Consider the following 893-nt stretch of genomic DNA (forward strand, 5'->3'; position numbering starts at 1 on the left):
AAACAAAGAGATACTTATAAACAGCCCGGGCAACGGATGTTAGATGTATATGAAACACAGAAAAAAGCTGGTAAAAGCAAAGAGGAAATTATACAAACAATGACAAATAAAATCAATGAGCTTGGAGCTTCTAAAGTTTCAAGACATTGTGCAGATTTTAATATTGTCAATGTGGTTGATATTCCGCATTCCTCTTTAGGTGTCAACAAGACTGATTTTAAATCTCAAGCACAAAAACTTCAACGTGAGGGTAAAATCACACAAATTCTTGGTGAAAACGGCTGTTATCACATTATAATACCGCAACTGCAAAATTAAAGGACTTAAAAATGAAATATATCCTTGTATTGCTAGTAGTACTGCATATTGCCTATACTAAAGAGTTTCCAAGTTATGTAAAAGAGTGGCGAGGCATTTATGAATCTATACAAAAGACAGGCAAACAAGCTTTCAAAATAAGTGATAATTGCTTTGATGATGAGGCTATGGGCGGTTTTGTATGCGAGATTGGATACTCTAAAAACAAGAGTGCCTTTAATGATTTTGCTATCAATTTTTATACAGAAAAACCAAATGATATGAATTATTCAACAGTAAGAATAATAGCTATTCAATCTCCCACTAAAGCTACTATAAAAGTGTTTTCTATGGAGTATAATAATGACTTTTGCAATATAGATGTGATCAGGCAAGGACAAATGATTACTCTTGTTTCTGGTAATTGCAAAATAGAAGATTTTACTTTGCATAAGGATATTTTTAATAACTATCTTAAAAATCATTACACTTCCAACACAAGCCCAAATAGAAATACAAGAGGAAAATAGTATGTATAAATATATAAAAAATATTGCAATAATTATGGCTCTATGCTTGAGTTTGGAGGCTAAAGA

At 31.5% G+C, this 893-nt stretch carries 1 protein-coding gene and 1 pseudogene; both read left to right on the forward strand.

From position 1 onward, the window contains the following. Nucleotides 1-318: pseudogene (locus LS81_RS11010) on the forward strand (hypothetical protein); the annotation flags it as partial. An 11-nt stretch (nucleotides 319-329) separates the two neighbouring features. Beyond that, nucleotides 330-827 (forward strand): hypothetical protein, encoded by a 498-nt coding sequence (locus LS81_RS11015; protein ID WP_004087695.1) that lies wholly within the window; start codon nucleotides 330-332, stop codon nucleotides 825-827. Nucleotides 828-893: the final 66 nt, after the last annotated feature.

Origin of the sequence: Helicobacter trogontum, assembly GCF_000765905.2 — a bacterium.
GTDB classification, from domain to species: Bacteria; Campylobacterota; Campylobacteria; order Campylobacterales; family Helicobacteraceae; genus Helicobacter_A; species Helicobacter_A trogontum.